We start from the raw sequence: 15,990 nt of genomic DNA, 5'->3' as shown, positions 1-15,990 counted from the left end.
GGCCGTTACGACCTGCGGGCCGCGACCGTCCAGCGGACGGGCACCATCGGATCGAAAACCGTGACCGTGCCGTCGCCCGTCACCACCTTGTCCGGAACCGGGACCGGCTCCTCGCGCTTTTCCAGCACCAGCTGGCCCTCGTTCGGCGGCAGTCGGTAGAAGGCCGGTCCGTTGAGCGAGGCGAAGGCCTCGAGCTTGTCGAGCGCGCCCTCCTCCTCGAAGACATGGGCAAGGCAGGCCATCGCGTTCGGCGCGGTGTAGATGCCGGCGCAGCCGCAGCCGCATTCCTTCGCCGGATCCACATGCGGAGCCGAATCGGTGCCGAGGAAGAAGCGCGCATCGCCCGAGGTCGCCGCCTCGCGCAGCGCCAGCCGATGCTCCTCGCGCTTGGCGACGGGCAGGCAGTAGTAATGCGGGCGGATGCCGCCGGCGAAGATGGCGTTGCGGTTGATCATCAGGTGGTGAACCGTGATCGTCGCGGCGAGATCCTTCTCCTGCGAGCGCACATACTCGATGCCGTTGCGCGTCGTCACATGCTCCAGCACGACGCGCAGGCCCGGAATGCGGCGGCGCAGCGGATCGAGCACCTTTTCCAGGAACACCGCCTCGCGGTCGAAGATATCGACGTCGGGATCGGTCACCTCGCCGTGCACGCAAAGCGGCAGGCCGATCTCGGCCATGCGCTCCAGCACCGCGGTGACCTTGGAGAAGTCGCGCACGCCGCCATGCGAGTTGGTGGTGGCGCCGGCCGGATAGAGCTTCACCGCCTTGACGAGACCGCTGCGAAAGCCCGCCTCGACATCGTCGGCCTCGGTGCCCTCGGTGAGGTAGAGCACCATCAGCGGCGTGAAGTCGTGCCCCTCGGGCAGGGCGGCGAGAATGCGCTGGCGATAGGCTTCCGCCTGGGCGGTGGTGACCACCGGCGGCACGAGATTCGGCATGATGATCGCACGCGCGAAATCGGCGGAGCTGTGCGGCAGAACGCCGGCGAGCATCGCCCCGTCGCGCAGGTGGAGATGCCAGTCGTCGGGCGTCCGGATCGTCAGCTGTGTCATGGCGCAACCATAAGATATTGATGGACGATATCGGTGGCGGAAAGGAGATCGGGCAGCTCCATCGCCTCCTGCGGATTGTGCGAGCCGTTGCGATTGCGCACGAAGACCATGCCGGCCGGCACGCCGGCGGCCGAGAAGACCGCCGCATCGTGTCCGCCGCCGCTCGCCATCACGAACGGCTCCTGGCCGACTGTCTCCATGGCCTTGCTCAGGCGCGCGACGAGACCGGCATCGCACAGGGCGGGGGCAACGCGCAACTCCTCGTCGAGCTCGAAGCGCACTTTCCGGTCCCGCTCGATCTGCGCCATCTCCGTCTTCAGCAGGTCGCGCATCTCGTCCAGCACCCGGGCGCTCTGGCTGCGGATGTCGAGACTGAAGGACACCTGGTCGGGAATGCGCGTCATCGCGTGCTTTTCCGGGTCGGTGCCGACGATGCCGCTGGTCAGCACCAGATCGTCGCCCTTGGCGAGAATCGTTGCCCAGCTTTCGTCGAGCCGCACCAGGAGATCGGCCATGGCCAGCACCGGATCGCGGCGGAAGGCGCGCGGCACGGCGCCCGAATGGCCGGCCTCGCCAATGCAACGCAGGGAGCGATAGCGGATGTTGCCGCGAATGCCAGAGACCACGGCAGCCGGAACCGCCTTGCCGATCAGCAGCGGCCCCTGCTCGATATGCAGCTCGAGATAGGCCTCGATCCGCGACAGGTCGATCAAGGGTTTGCCGGCGCGCACCGGTTCCATGTCGATGCCGATCGCTTCCATATGCGCATCGAGCGTGCGGCCGTCGCCCTTGTGGCGGGCGGCGAGCTCGGAGGCCGACAGCGTGCCCGTCAGCGCCTTGGAGCCGATGTAGCACGGGCCGAACCAGGCGCTTTCCTCGCCGCGCATGGCAAGCACATGCACCGGGAAGGCGAACTTGCCCCCCTCGCGCCGCGCCCGCACCAGGCACAGCAGACCGGCGACGACACCGGCGAGGCCGTCGAAATTGCCGCCGAAGGGAACGCTGTCGACATGCGAGCCGATGACCGTGTAGCGCTCCGCATCGTGGTCGCCCGGCAGGCAGAAATTGGCATTGAGCCCGGCGTCGTACCAGACCTCCAGCCCCTCGCGGCGGGCAAAGTCCTCCAGGAAGGACAGCGTCTTCGTCTCGATGTCGGAAAAGGCCGGACGGCTGACGCCTTCCACATCCGGCGACATGCGTGCGATCTCGTCGAAGAGGAAGCCGGCAAGGCGCAGCTCCTCGGCGCGGTCGTAGGCCCCGGACTTCCTCAGCGCGGTCACGGCGCCGCCTCCATGAACACGACGCCCTCCTTCTGCTCCTCGTCGATCAGCGTGCCGATCAGGTCGCGGACGGACGAGAGCTTCTCGCGCTCCAGATAGCGCTCCAGCTCGGCGATGACGGTGACCATCGCGGTCGGGTTGATGAAGGTGGCGGTGCCCACCTGCACGGCGGTGGCGCCGGCGATGAGGAACTCGATCACGTCGTCGGCGGTGGAGATGCCGCCGCAGCCGATCACCGGGATCGTCGTCGACTTGGCGCACTGATAGGCCATGCGCAGGGCGATGGGCTTCAGCGAGGGGCCCGACAGGCCACCCATCAGGTTGCCGAGCTTCGGCCGGCGGGTGCGGATGTCGATGGCCATGGCCAGCAGCGTGTTGGCGACGACCAGCGCGTCGGCGCCGCCTTCCTGCGCCGCGCGCGCCACTTCCGGCGTCTCGCCGGTGTTCGGCGTCAGCTTGGCCCAGAGCGGCAGATGCGTCGCCGCACGCAGCTTCTGCATCACGTCGTAGGTCGAGGAGGGACGGATGGCGAAGGCCTTGCCGTCTTCCTCGATGTTCGGACAGGAGATGTTGACCTCGATGGCGGCAACGCCCTCAACGGTCACTTCCGAGCACAGGCGAGCAAACTCGTCCGCCGTGTTGCCGGAGATCGAGACCACCAGCGGCGTCTCGTAGGCCTGGTAGAACGGCACCACCTTGTCGAGGAACGCGCCGACGCCCTTGCTCGGGATGCCGATGGAATTGAGCATCGACGAGCCGACCTCGCACACGCGCGGCGTCGGGTTGCCGTCGCGCAGGCCCCGGGTGATCGTCTTGGTGACATGGGCGCCGAGGCACTCGATGTCGAAGACCTCGGCCAGTTCCTCCGAGAAGGTGCCGGAGGCCGGCATGATCGGGTTCTTCAGCGTCAAGCCGGCGATGTCGACGGACAGGTCTACCATGGCATGGCCTCCTGGATATCGAAGACGGGACCTTCGCGGCACACGCGCAGCTGCACGGTCTTGTCGCCCTTGCGGAACGGCCGGACGCAGCAGTGGCACATGCCCAGGCCACAGGCCATCTGCTGCTCCAGCGCGATCTCGCCCGGAATGCCGTGGCGCTTGCCGATGCGCTGCAACAGGGTCAGCAGGCGGTTGGAGCCGCAGGTGTAGAAGGCATCGATGCCGGGACCTGCGATCCGCTCCTCGATCACCTGTTCCAGGTTCTCGAGCGACGAGGTGCCTTCCGCGTCGGTGACCGGGATGATCTCGGCCCCCAGCTCGCGGAAATAATCGATGGACATCAGCAGGTCCGGATGACGGGCGCTGCAGATCGCGGTGAGATGGCGGCCGAGCCGGTTGGCCTCCAGCGCCAGCGGCGCGAGCGTCGCTAGGCCGACGCCGCGGGCGACGAGCACCAGCCGCTGCCAGTCGTCGTCGATGCGGAAGCCCTGGCCGAGCGGGCCCATGACGTTGAGCGCATCGCCCGCGACAAGCTGAGCCAGCGCCCGGGTGCCGGCACCTGCCACCTTGTAGAGGAAGTGCAGCTCGCCGCGCTCGGGATAGAAGCCGTAGATGCTCATCGGCCGGCGCAGATAGGGTGTCTCGCCGCCGAGCGAGGGGCACAGCAGGTTGAAGAACTGGCCGGCCCGGCAGAGATCGAGCATCTCGCGCGGGGCCGCCAGGACGAGGCGCATGTACTCGCCGTTGACCGGGTCGTTGGAGAGCACATCGAGGTCCCGCTCGAAGACGACGGGCTGCGCCCGTCCGTCAGCCGCGGACGCGGGTCTTGTCAGAACGCTGGTCATCCGAACACCAGATTGGGCAGGAAGGTGGAGATCGACGGGATGTAGGTGATGATCCCGAGGGCCACGAGATTGGCGATCACGAAGGGCCAGATGCCCGAAATGATCGTCATCACCGGCTTGCCGAGCGTCGAGGACGCCACGAACAGGTCGAGCCCGAAGGGTGGCGTGATCATGCCGGCGGAGATGTTCAGCGTGACGATCATGCCGAAATGCACCGGGTCGATGCCCATCGCCGTCGCCACCGGATAGAGCGGCGGCACGAGGATCAGCAGCGCCGAATTCGGATCGATGAACATGCCCGCGATCAGGAAAACGACGTTGACCACCAGCAGGAAGACGATCGGTCCCGCATCGACGGCGGCCAGGAACTCCAGGATCTGCCCGGGGATCTGCGCCAGCGTGATGAAGTAGGAGAGCAGACCGCCGAGCGCCAGCAGGATGAAGATGATGGCGGTGGACACGGCCGCCCGCTCGGTCACCTTGAACAGCTTCTTCAAGGTCAGCTCGCGGAACACGACCATCTCGACGAAGATGGCGTAGACGACGCTGACGGCCGCGGCCTCGGTCGGGGTGAAGATGCCCGAATAGATGCCGCCGAGGATGATCGCCGGCATGCCGAGCGCCCAGCCCGAATGCGCGACGGCCCGCAGCCGGTCGCCCCAGGAGGTGCGCTCGCCGGCCGAAACCCCGGCGCGCCGCGCCTCGATGGCGACCATGATGGCGAAGACGAGGCCGAGCACCAGGCCGACGGCCATGCCGGCGACGAACAGCCGCGCGACCGAGGTGCCGGTCATCCAGCCGTAGATGATGAAGGTGATCGACGGCGGGATCAGCAGCGCCGTCTCGGCGCTGGAAGCGATGAGGCCGAGCGAGAACTTGTCGCTGAAGCCGGCCTTGCGCATTTCCGGATAGACCAGCCGGCCCATCGCCGCCACCGTCGCCGGCGCCGAGCCGGACACGGAGCCGAAGGCCATCGAGCCGCCGACGATGGTGTAGCCGATGCCGCCCTTGCGGTGGCCGAACAGCGACTGCACGAGGCTGGTGAGGCGGCGGGCGATCTGGCCCTCGCCCATCAGTTCCGCCGCCAGGATGAAGAAGGGAATGGCGAGCAGCGTCGAATGGTTGATGCCGCCGAGGATCTTCTGCACGACGACCGGATCCGGCAGCGAGCCGTAGAAGAACTGCTTGATCAGGAGAGCCGGCACGCCGAGCACGAGAAACATCTCGAAGCCGGCGATCAGCAGTACCACGGCAAGCGCAACGATGAGGAAGAGAAGAATCATGCCTCGTCGGCCTCCCGTGCCGGCGTGCGATCGATCAGCCCGAGGAAGCTCAGCAGGTAGCGCAGGGCAAGCAGCCCGAAGCCGACCAGGGGCGCGACATAGATCCAGCCCATCTTGAGGCCCAGCGTCGGGCTTTTCTGGCCGGAGCCGAAGACGAACAGCGTCATCTTCCAGGCGAGCCAGACGAGATAGAGCGAGAAGAGGAAGCCGACGGCATCGATGATGCGCTGGACCGGCAGGTGGGTCGCCTCGGCGATGCGGGTGCGCCAGGTATCGACGGCGACGTGCCGTCCGATCTCGAGCGCGTATCCGAGGGCGAGGAAGACCAGGTAGAGGTTCATCAGGCGGACCGCTTCCTCGATCCAGCCGAGGCTGGAGGCAAGGGGGCTGCCCGAGGCGCGAACGACGACGTTGACGAAGTAGAGCCCCGCCATGGTCAGGAAAATCGAAACGAGTGCGCACCGTTCGACGGTGCGCAGGACCGAAAGAGCACTGCGCATAGATTTGCTCCAGACATCCGCCGCAAGGCCCGTCCCGTCCGCCACCGGACGGTGGTCGGGAGGAAGCTTGCGGGCGCGGTCCGAGCCGCGCGGACATTCAGGTCTGTACTGATGCCGGCCGGTACGGGCCGGGTGGCATCCCCCTGCTGCAACACCGCAGGCGGAAGACTGTGCGGGCGTTGTCCGGGCCCGCCCTGCCGAACGAAGCGGCAGGGGAAGAGCCTGCGGGCGCGGTCCGGGCCGCGCCCGCAGGCACCGCCGACGATTACTTGGTAATCGTAGCGTATTCCTGCTCGTACAGGTTCACCAGCTCGAGGCCTTCCTCGCCGGCGCCCTGGATGTAGGCGTTACGGGCAGCCGGGTACATGGTCTCGCGGAACGCGGCCTTCTCCTCGGCCGAGAGCTCGCGCACCTCGACGCCGGCAGCCTTGATCTCTTCCAGCGAGGAGGCGACGGAGGCCTTCTTGTGGGCGATCAGGTCCGGGATCACCTCGGCGAAAGCGTCGGTGATGATCGTGCGGTACTCTTCCGGCAGGCTGGCCCAGAAGGTCGGGTTGAAGAGGATCACGTCCTCCATCGCGCCGTGGTTGGAGAGCACGAGGTACTTCTGGACCTCGTAGAACTTCATGGCGCGGATGGTGTCGAGCGGGTTCTCCTGGGCATCGACGACGCCGGTCTGCAGCGAGGTGTAGAGCTCGCCGAAGGGCAGCGCGATGGCGGAGGCGCCGACGGCCTTGAACTGCTCGATCAGGATGCTGGAATCCATCACGCGGAACTTCTGGCCGGAGAAGTCTTCCATGCTCGCCAGCGGCTTGCTGGAGGAGAAGTTCTTGCGGCCGTTCGGCCAGAGCATCAGGCACTCGACGCCGCGGCTCTCGAAGGACTCGCACAGCGCCTTGCCGAAGGTGCCCGAGCGCAGCTCCTGGGCCTTGGCATCGTCCTCGGGGAGCAGGAAGGGAATGTCGAGGATCGACACGACCGGGTTGAAGCCGCCGAGGAAGGCAGCCGGAGCCACGGTCGCCTCGAGCGAGCCGAGCTGCACGCCCTCGGTCATCTCGCGCTGCTGGCCGAGCTGGCCCTGCGGGAAGATCTGGAACTCGACGGCGCCGTTGGTGCGCTCGGCGACCAGTGCCGCGACCTTCTCAAGGTGCACGTGACGGGACTGCTGGGTCGACTCCAGATGGCCGATCTTGGCAACGAAGTCCGCAGCGAACGCGCCGGTCGAGAAGGCGACGCCGGCAACGGCAATCACGGCCGAAGCGGCCAGTTTACGAACAGTATGTGTCATAGGGCTCCACCTCTAGGGGTAACAGGCACTGGATACGCTTTTGTTTCTTGGCGCGATACAGGCGCGGAAGTGAATAGCGTATTGAGCGCGCAGGAACCTGTCAACGACTCATCTCAAAAATGAGACAATTGGACAATTCATCCAAGAACTGATTATCATGCCAGGAATTGTACGGCCCGCTCCGGTCGACCGGCCATCGCGCCGGCGCGCCCTGAGCCAGCCCACGGGACCGCCTTTTGACCCAGAACGACGACGCCATCCGATTCAGCGACATCGGCGCAAGACTGAGGGCCCATCGCCTCGGCAAGGGCCTGACGCCGGAGGTGCTGGCGGAAAAGCTGGGCATCTCCCGCGCCGCCCTCTACCGGGCCGAAAAGGGCGAGATCCGCAAGATCGAGATGCTCACCTCCATCGCCGACGAACTCGGCGTGTCGCTGCCCAGCCTGCTCGGCGTCGGGGTGGAATATGTCAGCACCTCCATCGGCTTCTTCGAGCGCATGCGCCAGTTGGAGGACGACTGCCAGCAGATCATCGGCCTGTTCAGCCCGATGTCCTACCTGCTCACCTCCGACGGCTATGACGACATCCTCAAGGAGGTGCTGCTCGAATCGATTCCCGAAGGCACGGATCCTACGGGCGAGGCGGCGGAGGCCGTGGAGCGGCTGCTGGAGATCCTGCATGCGCGAAAGGACGCCTTCCGCCTGCGCCGGCCGCTGATCGTCAGCCTGATCTCCTCGGCCGACCTCGAGCGCTTCCTGCTGCACGGACTGATCGGCCGGCACGACCTGTCGCCGCAGGCGACCGACCATCGCCGGCTGATGGCCCGGCGCGAAGCCGAGTATCTGCTGTCGATGCTGCGCGACCAGCCCATCGGCATCCAGATCGGCATCGTCCGCGGCCCGGTGCCGGCGACGAGCTTCCAGATCTTCCGCCAGACCAACCGCTCGGTGCTGGCGATCAGCCCGTTCCGGCTCGGCGAGCAGCCGAACGTGCGCCTCGGCGTCGCCTTGATCACCTCGGCCGCCGAGGCGATGAGCCTGCACGAGGACATCGCCGAACGCCTGTGGGGCGATGCCCTGAAGGGCGCCGATGCGATCGCCTATCTGGAAGCGATGATCGAGAAATACGCGATCGCGGAGCCGCCTGCCTCGCGCTAGGGCGGCGGCGCCGACCTAGGGAAGGACCGGGGCGGACAGCGCCGCCAGGCACTCCTCGTCCGAACGCCGCTTGCCCTTCTGCCGCGCGGACGGGCCGGCCTGCAGCCCGTTCTCGGGCAGGGCGAGCGAACGGTTGATCACCAGGATATGCTCCTGCAGCAGGGCGTGGGCCGCCTCGAACTCGCGCCGCATGATGAGGTCGCGCATCTCCACATGTTCGGAGAAGGACCGGCTCCAGAAATTGCCCTCGCCCGACTGCAGCCGCGCGCGCAGCGCCTCCAGCGCCGTCGCGGTGAGATCGTAGGCCTTTTCCAGGTAGCGGTTGCCGGCCATCTGCAGGATGACCCGGTGATAGGCGCTGTCGGCGCGGCTGTAGAGCCACCACTCACCCACCTCGATGGCATGCTGCATCTGGGAGATCGCCCCGTTCAGCCGGTGCACGAGGGCATCGGGATCGCGCGCCAGCGCATCCTGCAGCGCCTCGCGCTCCAGCATCGCGCGGAAGCGGCTCATCTCCGCAACGTCCTGCCGCGAGGGCGTGACCACATAGGTGCCGGCCTGCGGCACGATCGTGACGAGCCCCATGTCGCGCAGGTCCATGAACGCCGCGCGCACCGGCGCCTTGCTCATGCCCAGCGCCCGGGCGATCTGCTCCTCCGACAACCGCTCGCCGAACTCGAACTTGCCCGACACGATGGCATCGCGCAGCCGCTCGCAGGCCTCCTGAGTGAGTGACAAGGGCGTCTCCTTCCCGGTCCGGCGGCAGTCCCAGCGCGGACGAACAAGCCTGAAATCACCCGAATTCCGGACTTTTTCAAGCGCGATAAAAACCGTTTGACATTCCATGAAATTCTAGAATTCTAGAATGGAAACGTCAATCACCAATCGCGTGCTTGCGAACTCCAAGAGGTTCACCATGTCCCGCCTACGCCTGCTGACCCCCGACGCCCAATACCCGGACGATGCCCTGATCGAGAGGGCGACGGCGGGCGAGGACGTCGAGTGGGACATCTACCGGGAGCGCAGCTTCGACCGGTTGCCGGATGCGGTGCTGCGCGGCTGCGACGCGATGGTGGTGTGGCACGAGATGCCGGTGACGCGCGAGATGATCGCAAGGCTGGAGCGCTGCCGCATCATCGTGCGGGCCGGCGTCGGCTTCGATCATATCGACCTGGACGCGGCGGCGGCTGCCGGCATCCCGGTCTGCAACACTCCCGACTACGGCACCAGCGAGGTGGCCGACCACGCCATCGCCCTGATGCTGACCCTGCGCCGGGGCATCGGCTCCTATCACCGCAACCTGATGGCCTCGCCGCAGGAGGGCTTCGACCATGCCCGCGCCCCGCTGCTCGCCCGCCTGAGGGGCAAGACCTTCGGCGTCGTCGGACTGGGCCGCATCGGCATCGCCGCGGCGCTGCGGGCCAAGGCCTTCGGCATGCGCGTGCTCGCCTACGATCCGTTGGTCTCTCGCGGCACGGAGATCGCCGCCGGCGTCGACCGCTGCGACCGGCTGGAGGAGCTGCTGGCGCAGGCGGACGTGGTCAGCCTGCACTGCCCGCTGACCCCGCAGACGCTGAAGATGATCAACGCGGAGCGCCTGGCGCAGATGCAGCCGCACGCGGTGCTGATCAACACCGCCCGCGGCGCCATCATCGACATGGACGCGTTGCTCGATGCGCTGCGCAAGGGCACCATCGCCGGCGCCGGCATCGACGTGCTGCCGGTCGAGCCGCCCTCGCCCGCGGACGCCATCGCCCTTGCCTATGCGAACGGCGCCGACCCCATCGTCGGGGAACGCCTGTTCGTCACCCCGCATGCCGCCTGGTCCAGCCCGGAAAGCGTTGCCGATGCCCGCCGCCTGTCGGTGGAGACGGCCATGCAGTTCCTGCGCGAGGGACGGCTGCGCAACCTGGTGAATTCGCCGGTCGCGACGCCGCTGAGCGGCGTCGCCTGACGTGACAGACTTCGCGGGGAAACCCCGCGGCACGATCCAGGGACATGGGATCAGACAAACATGTCCGCGCTTGGGAGGAAAACCATGAGAAAGACACTTGCAACCGCCATCCTGGCGACCGGCCTTCTGGCCGGCACCGGCGCCCTGGCACAGGAATTCGAGTTCAAGTTCCAGTCGGTCGACCCGGCCGGCAACCCGAACTTCGCCATCCAGCAGGCCTGGACCGAGCGGGTGAAGGAAATGTCCGGCGGCCGGCTCGTGATCGAGCTGCTGCCGGTCGGCGCGGTGGTCGAATACAACGAGACGCAGGACGCCGTCGGCGCCGGCATTCTCGACGGCCACATCACCGACGTCAGCTACTTCTCCGGCAAGGACCCGGCCTTCGGCCTGATCGCCAACCCGACCGGCGCCTGGTCGTCGCCCGACGAGATGTTCCGCTTCATCAACTATGGCGGCGGCCACGAGCTGATGAACGAGCTGGAAAACCCCTACGGCCTGCGCTTCATCGGCGCCACCACGACCGGCCTCGAGGGCTTCGTCTCCGCCCGTCCGCTCGACGGCGTCGACGACCTCAAGGGCCTCAAGGTCCGCGCGCCCGAAGGCCTGATCCAGGAAGTCTTTGCCGCGGCCGGCGCCGTGCCGGTGAACCTTCCCTATTCGGAGGTCTACACCGCGCTCGACAAGGGCGTGATCGATGCCGCGGACTCCACCGTGTTCTCGACCAACCACCAGCAGGGCCTGCACAAGGTGGCGCCGCACCCGGTCTATCCCGGCTTCCACTCCATGCCGCTGGTCGAGGTGTCGATGAACCTCGACAAGTGGAACGCCCTGCCGGCCGACCTGCAGGCGATCCTCACCGTGTCGGTCCGCGACTTCGCGCAGGATTCGGTCGCCATCCTGTCGATGAACGACCTGAAGACCTTCGCCGAAGCCTCGGCCGATCCGAACATCACCGTGCATAACTGGCCGGCCGAGGAGCGCGCGCGCTTCCGCACCATCGCCATGGACCAGTGGGCCAAGATCGCCGACCGCTCGGACAATGCCCGCAAGGTCTACGACACGCTGACGACCTACCTGAAGAGCCAGGGCCTGCTGAACTGAGGCACAGCCCGCATGACCCGGGCGCGCGTCCCGTGCGCCCGGGCAATCCTTAGAAACTCCCCGACAGCACCGTGCACCAGACCGGAGTGGCTCCCCATGTCCGCAGCCCCGGACCCGCGTCCCGACATCGCCAGCCCTCCCGCCAGGCGGCTCGAACACCTGCCGGAAGCCGGCCGGCTCGGCTGGGCCATCACCCGGATCGCGCGGCTTTTCGCCGTCGGTATCATCGTCGCCATGGCGGTGCTCGTGCTGGAGATCTTCCTGCGCTACGTCTTCAACTCGCCGACCACCTGGGCGCATGAGACGACGACCTTCCTCAGCGCCCTCACCTTCATCTTCGGCGGCCTCTACTGCGTGGCCCGCAACAGCCATATCCGCGTGGTGCTGATCTACGACATCGTCGGCAAGCGCCGGCGCAACGTGCTCGACGTGCTGATCTCCCTCACCTGTCTCGGCGCCAGCCTGTTCTTCGCCTGGGCCGCCTGGCTGATGGCGAAGAAGGCGATGTTCCGTCCCGACGGCAACTTCGCGCTGGAAACCAGCGGCAGCGCCTGGAACTCGCCGGCGCCGGCCGTGCTGAAGATTTTCCTGTTCGTGGTGCTGGTGACGATGAGCCTGCAGTTCCTGATCCTCACCTTCAATTACCTGCGCGGCCTCGCAAGGCCGGAGAGGCAGACCGATGCTTGATCTTCTCGACCTCGGCCTGAACCTGAAGGCGCTCGGCATCGAATACGGCACGGTGGTGCTGTTCGCCCTGCTGGTGGTGCTGCTGCTGACCGGCATGCCGCTGGCTCTGGTCACGCTGCTGGTGGCGCTCGTCTTCGCCATCGGCTGGTTCGGCCCCAATGCCGTGCCGCTGATCACCAGCCGCGTCTATTCCTTCGTCTCGTCCTTCGTCTTCGTCTCGGTCCCGATGTTCGTGCTGATGGCAGCGATCCTCGACCGCTCCGGCATCGCCCGCGACCTGTTCGACGCCATGAAGCTGGTCGGCGGGCGCCTGCGCGGCGGCGTCGCGGTGCAGACCGTCTTCGTCGCGGTGATCCTGGCGGCGATGAGCGGCATCATCGGCGGCGAGATCGTGCTGCTCGGCCTTGTCGCCCTGCCGCAGATGCTGCGCCTCGGCTACGACCGGCGTCTGGCCATCGGCGTCGTCTGCGCCGGCGGCTCGCTCGGCACGATGGTGCCGCCCTCCATCGTGCTGATCATCTACGGCCTGACCGCCAACGTCTCGGTCGGCGAGCTGTTCACCGCCGCGTTCCTGCCGGGCTTCATGCTGGCCGGCCTCTATATCGGCTACATCCTGTTCCGCTCCTACACCGATCCCACGGTCGCCCCGCCGCCGCCGGAAGACCGCCCGTCCTTCTCCGAGATGCTGCCCTTGCTGAAGGGGCTGATCCTGCCGGTCCTCGTCGTCTCGGTGGTGCTCGGCTCGATCTATGGCGGCATCGCCTCGGTGACGGAGGCCTCGGCCATCGGCGTCGCCGGCGTCATCGTCTCGACGATCCTGCGGCGCGAGTTCTCCTTCTCCATGCTGCTCGACGCGGCCATGCACACGCTGGCGACCGTCGGCATGATCATGTGGATTGGCATCGGCGCCAGCGCGCTGGTCGGCGTCTACAACCTGATGGGCGGCATCCGCTTCATCTCCTCGCTGATCACCGGCGTCTCGGACTCGCCCACCGTCATCATCCTGCTGATGATGGGCATCCTCTTCGTGCTGGGCATGTTCCTGGACTGGGTCGGCATCGCGCTGCTGACCATGCCGATCTTCGTGCCGATCGTGATCAGCCTCGGCTACGACCCGGTCTGGTTCGGCGTGCTCTTCGCCATGAACATGCAGGTGTCGTTCCTGACGCCGCCCTTCGGTCCGGCCGCCTTCTACCTCAAGAGCGTGACGCCGCCCGAAATATCGCTCGGCGAGATCTTCCGCTCGCTGGCGCCCTTCATCTGCCTGCAGGTCCTGGCGGTGGCGATCCTGATCCTCTTCCCGGGCATCGCCGTCTACTGAGCCGCCCCGCACCGCCTGCAACACAGCCCCTTCGGATACTTTCATGACGTCCACTCTCGACGGCGACTACGACTACATCATCATCGGCGCGGGAACCGCCGGATGCGTGCTCGCCAACCGCCTGAGCGAAGACCCACGCACCCGCGTCCTGCTGCTGGAGGCCGGCGGCCGGGACACCTATCCCTGGATCCACATCCCGGTCGGCTATCTCTACTGCATGGGCAATCCGCGCACGGACTGGATGCTGCGCACCCAGCCCGAGGACGGGCTGAACGGCCGCTCGCTCGCCTATCCGCGCGGCAAGGTGCTGGGCGGCTGCAGCTCGATCAACGGCATGATCTCCATGCGCGGACAGGCCGCCGACTATGACGGCTGGGCCGCGCTCGGCAACACAGGCTGGAGCTGGGAGGATGTGCTGCCGCATTTCCTGCGCTCCGAAGACCGGCCGGGGGGCGAGAGCCCGCTGCACCGCGAGGGCGGCGAGTGGAAGGTCGCGCGCCAGCGGCTGAAATGGCAGCTGTTGGAGGACGTGCAGGCGGCGGCGGCGGAAATGGGCATTCCCCGCAGCACCGACTTCAATGCCGGCGACAACGAGGGCGCCGGCTATTTCGAGGTCAACCAGAAGAACGGACGGCGCTGGAGCGCGGCCCGCGCCTTCCTGAAGCCCGCCCTCAAGCGCCCCAACCTGCGCCTTCTCACCCATGCGCAGGTTGACCGCATCCTCATTGAGGACGGACGCGCGGCCGGCGTGGCCTTTACCCGCGGCAACAGGCGGAGCGAGGCGCGCACGCGCGGCGAGGTCCTGCTGGCGGCGGGCGCGATCCACTCGCCGGTGCTGCTGGAGCGCTCCGGCATCGGCCAGGGCGCGCGGCTGAAGGAGGCCGGCATCGACGTCGTGCAGCACATGGAGGAGGTCGGCGAGAACCTGCAGGACCACCTGCAGCTGCGCATGGTCTTCCGCGTCGAGAACGCGCTGACGCTGAACCAGATCGCCAACTCGCTGACCGGCAAGATCTCCATGGCGGCGGAATACCTGTGGAGCCGCTCGGGCCCGCTGTCGATGGCGCCGAGCCAGCTCGGCATCTTCACCCGCAGCGGCCCGGACCAGGCAACGCCGGATCTGGAGTATCACATCCAGCCCCTGTCGACCGACCGGCTGGGCGAGCCGCTGCATCCCTATCCGGCGGTCACCGTGTCGGTGTGCAACCTGCGCCCGGAAAGCCGGGGCAGCGTGCACATTGCCGGCGATGCACCGGAGGCCGCGCCGCGGATCGCGCCGCGCTACCTGACGACGGCCGGCGACCGCGAGATCGCCCGCCGCTCGCTGCTGCATGCCCGCAAGCTGATGACCATGCCGGCCTTGCACAAATACGCGCCGCAGGAGGCGCTGCCGGGCGCGGAGATCGTCTCCGATGCCGAGCTGATCCACGCGGCCGGCGACATCGGCACGACCATCTTCCATCCCGTCGGAACCTGCCGAATGGGCGTCGACGACCATGCCGTGGTCGATCCGCAGCTGCGCCTGCGCGGCCTGACGGGCCTGCGCGTGGTCGATGCCTCGATCATGCCGCGCATCGTCTCCGGCAATACGGCAACGCCCGTGGTGATGATCGCCGAAAAGGCCGCCGACATGATCCTGCGCCCCGTCTGAGGGCTGCCGACAGCGCATCCCGTTTCAAGACCCGAAAGGACGACCCATGAAGTTTCTCCGCTTTGGACCGGCAGGCGCGGAAAAGCCCGGCTGCCTCGACGACACCGGCACGATCCGCGATCTCTCCGGCCTCATCGACGATTTCACGCCGGAAACACTTTCCTGCAAGACGCTGGAGCAGCTCAAGGACACCGACCTTGCCGCGCTGCCGCACGTCCCGGCCGGCACCCGCATCGGGCCTTGCGTCGGCGCGGCGCGCAACTTCTTCGCGGTCGGGCTGAACTATGCCCGCCACGCCCGCGAGACCAACAACCCGGAGCCCGAGGAGCCGGTGCTGTTTTCCAAGGCGACGTCCTGCATCTGCGGGCCGAACGACCCGATCATCCTGCCCAGGGGCTCCGTCAAGACCGACTGGGAAGTGGAGCTCGGCATCGTCATCGGCCGGGTCTGCGAGCATGTGGCGGAGGCCGATGCCCTCTCCCATGTCGCCGGCTACTGCACGATCAACGATGTCAGCGAGCGCGCCTTCCAGATCGAGCGCGGCGGCCAGTGGATCAAGGGCAAGTCCGCCCCGAATTTCGGCCCCATCGGCCCCTGGCTGGTGACGCCGGAAGAGGTGGGGGATCCGCAGGACCTTGCCCTCACCCTGTCGGTCAACGGCGAGACGATGCAGGACAGCTCCACCTCGGACATGATCTTCGGCGTCGCCACGATCATCTCCTACATGTCGCGCTTCATGCGGCTGATGCCCGGCGACATCATCGCCACCGGCACGCCGGAGGGCGTCGGCCTCGGCTTCACCCCGCCGCGCTTCCTGCGCGAGGGCGATGTGGTGGAGCTGTCGGTGGAAAAGCTCGGCGCCCAGCGCCAGACCGTCATCGCCAGCGGCAGCTGAGCAGCAAGGACAGGCGGCGCGGCGGCGACGGG

The 15,990-nt window shown here is 67.2% G+C and carries 15 protein-coding genes; 7 read left to right on the top strand and 8 right to left on the bottom strand.

The genetic code is table 11. The annotated features are described in order from the left end of the window. Positions 1–5 precede the first annotated feature (5 nt). The 7 genes from pyrC to BBX35_RS10235 form a co-directional block, all read right to left on the bottom strand. Entirely contained in the window at positions 6–1,055 is a 1,050-nt protein-coding gene (pyrC, locus tag BBX35_RS10265; RefSeq protein WP_067219421.1) for a dihydroorotase, read from the bottom strand. After that, a complete protein-coding gene (locus BBX35_RS10260; RefSeq protein ID WP_067219419.1) occupies positions 1,052–2,335 on the bottom strand; it encodes a Zn-dependent hydrolase in 1,284 nt (427 codons plus the stop codon). Before BBX35_RS10260 ends, pyrC begins: the two co-directional genes overlap by 4 nt. Further along, the gene (locus BBX35_RS10255; protein WP_067219416.1) at positions 2,332–3,276 is read right to left on the bottom strand and encodes a dihydroorotate dehydrogenase; all 945 of its coding nucleotides are present in this window, start codon (positions 3,274–3,276) and stop codon (positions 2,332–2,334) included. Before BBX35_RS10255 ends, BBX35_RS10260 begins: the two co-directional genes overlap by 4 nt. Further along, positions 3,270–4,121 carry a dihydroorotate dehydrogenase electron transfer subunit gene (locus BBX35_RS10250; protein ID WP_067219409.1) on the bottom strand — a complete coding sequence of 284 codons (852 nt, stop codon included), beginning with the start codon at positions 4,119–4,121 and terminating at the stop codon, positions 3,270–3,272. The genes BBX35_RS10255 and BBX35_RS10250 overlap by 7 nt, the downstream gene beginning before the upstream one ends. Continuing rightward, positions 4,118–5,404, bottom strand: coding sequence for a TRAP transporter large permease (locus BBX35_RS10245; protein WP_067219407.1), 1,287 nt, complete (start codon positions 5,402–5,404; stop codon positions 4,118–4,120). The genes BBX35_RS10250 and BBX35_RS10245 overlap by 4 nt, the downstream gene beginning before the upstream one ends. After that, positions 5,401–5,904, bottom strand: a complete 504-nt coding sequence (locus tag BBX35_RS10240) for a TRAP transporter small permease (protein WP_067219404.1) — start codon at positions 5,902–5,904, stop codon at positions 5,401–5,403. The genes BBX35_RS10245 and BBX35_RS10240 overlap by 4 nt, the downstream gene beginning before the upstream one ends. Positions 5,905–6,169: 265 nt before the next feature. Further along, positions 6,170–7,192 (bottom strand): TRAP transporter substrate-binding protein, encoded by a 1,023-nt coding sequence (locus BBX35_RS10235; protein WP_067219401.1) that lies wholly within the window; start codon positions 7,190–7,192, stop codon positions 6,170–6,172. 236 nt (positions 7,193–7,428) lie between these two features. Between BBX35_RS10235 and BBX35_RS10230 the strand changes: the two genes are divergently transcribed. Next, positions 7,429–8,349, top strand: a complete 921-nt coding sequence (locus BBX35_RS10230; RefSeq protein WP_067219398.1) for a helix-turn-helix domain-containing protein — start codon at positions 7,429–7,431, stop codon at positions 8,347–8,349. Between the two features lie 15 nt (positions 8,350–8,364). On the opposite strand, the gene BBX35_RS10225 is transcribed toward BBX35_RS10230, so the two are convergent. Continuing rightward, positions 8,365–9,087, bottom strand: a complete 723-nt coding sequence (locus BBX35_RS10225) for a GntR family transcriptional regulator (protein ID WP_067219397.1) — start codon at positions 9,085–9,087, stop codon at positions 8,365–8,367. Between the two features lie 178 nt (positions 9,088–9,265). Here BBX35_RS10225 and BBX35_RS10220 point away from each other — a divergent pair, with 178 nt between their 5' ends. The 6 genes from BBX35_RS10220 (at position 9,266) to BBX35_RS10195 (ending at position 15,958) form a co-directional block, all read left to right on the top strand. Further along, positions 9,266–10,303, top strand: coding sequence for a C-terminal binding protein (locus tag BBX35_RS10220; protein WP_067219393.1), 1,038 nt, complete (start codon positions 9,266–9,268; stop codon positions 10,301–10,303). Positions 10,304–10,387: 84 nt separating this feature from the next. Continuing rightward, on the top strand, positions 10,388–11,404 hold the full coding sequence (locus BBX35_RS10215; RefSeq protein ID WP_067219392.1) for a TRAP transporter substrate-binding protein: 1,017 nt from the start codon (positions 10,388–10,390) through the stop codon (positions 11,402–11,404). A 96-nt stretch (positions 11,405–11,500) separates the two neighbouring features. Further along, a complete protein-coding gene (locus tag BBX35_RS10210; protein ID WP_067219391.1) occupies positions 11,501–12,091 on the top strand; it encodes a TRAP transporter small permease subunit in 591 nt (196 codons plus the stop codon). Continuing rightward, positions 12,084–13,412, top strand: coding sequence for a TRAP transporter large permease (locus BBX35_RS10205; protein WP_067219388.1), 1,329 nt, complete (start codon positions 12,084–12,086; stop codon positions 13,410–13,412). The genes BBX35_RS10210 and BBX35_RS10205 overlap by 8 nt, the downstream gene beginning before the upstream one ends. 43 nt (positions 13,413–13,455) lie before the next feature. Beyond that, positions 13,456–15,063, top strand: coding sequence for a GMC family oxidoreductase (locus tag BBX35_RS10200; protein WP_067219386.1), 1,608 nt, complete (start codon positions 13,456–13,458; stop codon positions 15,061–15,063). 46 nt (positions 15,064–15,109) lie between these two features. After that, the gene (locus tag BBX35_RS10195; RefSeq protein WP_067219385.1) at positions 15,110–15,958 is read left to right on the top strand and encodes a fumarylacetoacetate hydrolase family protein; all 849 of its coding nucleotides are present in this window, start codon (positions 15,110–15,112) and stop codon (positions 15,956–15,958) included. The last annotated feature ends 32 nt before the right edge of the window (positions 15,959–15,990 follow it).

Origin of the sequence: Stappia indica, from assembly GCF_001696535.1 — a bacterium.
Lineage (GTDB): Bacteria > Pseudomonadota > Alphaproteobacteria > Rhizobiales > Stappiaceae > Stappia > Stappia indica.
Note: the sequence above shows the minus strand (reverse complement) of the source record. Positions and strands in the feature narration are given on the sequence as shown.

Coding starts and splice junctions, on each gene's coding strand:
- pyrC (WP_067219421.1), bottom strand. CDS start 1,055: ATGACACAGCTGACGATCCGGACGCCCGACGACTGGCATCTCCACCTG.
- BBX35_RS10255 (WP_067219416.1), bottom strand. CDS start 3,276: ATGGTAGACCTGTCCGTCGACATCGCCGGCTTGACGCTGAAGAACCCG.
- BBX35_RS10250 (WP_067219409.1), bottom strand. CDS start 4,121: ATGACCAGCGTTCTGACAAGACCCGCGTCCGCGGCTGACGGACGGGCG.
- BBX35_RS10245 (WP_067219407.1), bottom strand. CDS start 5,404: ATGATTCTTCTCTTCCTCATCGTTGCGCTTGCCGTGGTACTGCTGATC.
- BBX35_RS10240 (WP_067219404.1), bottom strand. CDS start 5,904: ATGCGCAGTGCTCTTTCGGTCCTGCGCACCGTCGAACGGTGCGCACTC.
- BBX35_RS10235 (WP_067219401.1), bottom strand. CDS start 7,192: ATGACACATACTGTTCGTAAACTGGCCGCTTCGGCCGTGATTGCCGTT.
- BBX35_RS10220 (WP_067219393.1), top strand. CDS start 9,266: ATGTCCCGCCTACGCCTGCTGACCCCCGACGCCCAATACCCGGACGAT.
- BBX35_RS10215 (WP_067219392.1), top strand. CDS start 10,388: ATGAGAAAGACACTTGCAACCGCCATCCTGGCGACCGGCCTTCTGGCC.
- BBX35_RS10210 (WP_067219391.1), top strand. CDS start 11,501: ATGTCCGCAGCCCCGGACCCGCGTCCCGACATCGCCAGCCCTCCCGCC.
- BBX35_RS10205 (WP_067219388.1), top strand. CDS start 12,084: ATGCTTGATCTTCTCGACCTCGGCCTGAACCTGAAGGCGCTCGGCATC.
- BBX35_RS10200 (WP_067219386.1), top strand. CDS start 13,456: ATGACGTCCACTCTCGACGGCGACTACGACTACATCATCATCGGCGCG.
- BBX35_RS10195 (WP_067219385.1), top strand. CDS start 15,110: ATGAAGTTTCTCCGCTTTGGACCGGCAGGCGCGGAAAAGCCCGGCTGC.